The organism is Vibrio sp. 1249-1, from assembly GCF_033340495.1.
The window spans coordinates 1-994 of record NZ_JAWOWJ010000172.1 but is presented as its reverse complement, the minus strand read 5'-3'; the positions used below and the strand labels follow the sequence as shown (position 1 = coordinate 994).

The 994-nt window shown below is 50.0% G+C and carries 1 protein-coding gene; it reads right to left on the bottom strand.

Annotated elements, in window-relative coordinates; genetic code table 11:
• On the bottom strand, window positions 1-994 hold a 994-nt coding region (locus R7Z50_RS25025), incomplete at both ends, for a flagellar M-ring protein FliF C-terminal domain-containing protein (RefSeq protein ID WP_318149425.1).

Sequence of the window (994 nt, the reverse complement as noted above, 5' to 3'; positions counted from 1 at the left end):
ATCCAGTTTTTCACAACTTGAGCCGCTAGCTCTGGTTCGTTCGCTACAAGTGCACGAACCGCTTTCAGTACGTCTTCATCTTTATGAAGGTTAGGCAGATCGATACTTGAACCAAATTCAAACAGCTCACTGCTTTCAATGTCGCTACCAATTAGGCTGGTTTCGCCATCGGCACCAATTGGCAAGCCGTCTGGGCCGTACATTTCATCGTCGTCATCACCAGCTGGGTTAAGCAGTTTCTTCATTGCAGGGCGAACCAGTACAAGCACAACCACGATGATAACTAAAGCGCTGGCGAACCAACGAACCCAATCGTTGAAGTTCGGGTGTTCCCAAATTGGTTGGTCAACAAGCTGCTCGGTTTCTGGCTCGGCAAACTTGACGCTCAATACGTTAAGTAAATCACCACGAGATTGATCAAAGCCGACGGTGCCAATCAACACCTGACGAATCGCGTTGATTTCACCTTCCGACATCGGTGTGTAAGTCACTTCACCTGTATCTGGATTAACTTGGCGACGGTCTTTGATGGCAACTGAAACAGTCTGGCGCGCCACGGTGCCCGTTTGCTTACGCTCATGGCTAATCGTGGTATCTAGCTCGAAGTTGCGGGTCGATTCTTTACGTACAGAGCCTTGCCCCATTACCGAGCCGTCTTTCATTTGCGCGACGTCTTGCGGAATAGAAGCATCCGCCGGAGGCTGATTACTAAGCGCACCCGGAATGCCTGCTACCATGTTGCCGTTGTTGTAATCTTCTAGCGCGTACTCACTGCGGGTCGATGGCGTATTTGGGTCGAAACGTTTACGAGTTTGCTCAACCGCACTGAAATCCATTTGGATATCCACTTGCGCGGTGTAGTTACCAAAACCAAGAATAGGCAACAGAACAGAGTCGATTTTTTCACGCAATGCTTGTTCTTGGCTGCGTTCTAACTCTTGCTCTTTGCGACGCGCGGCAGACGCCGGATCTTGCGAACCAGAGCTCAACAAAC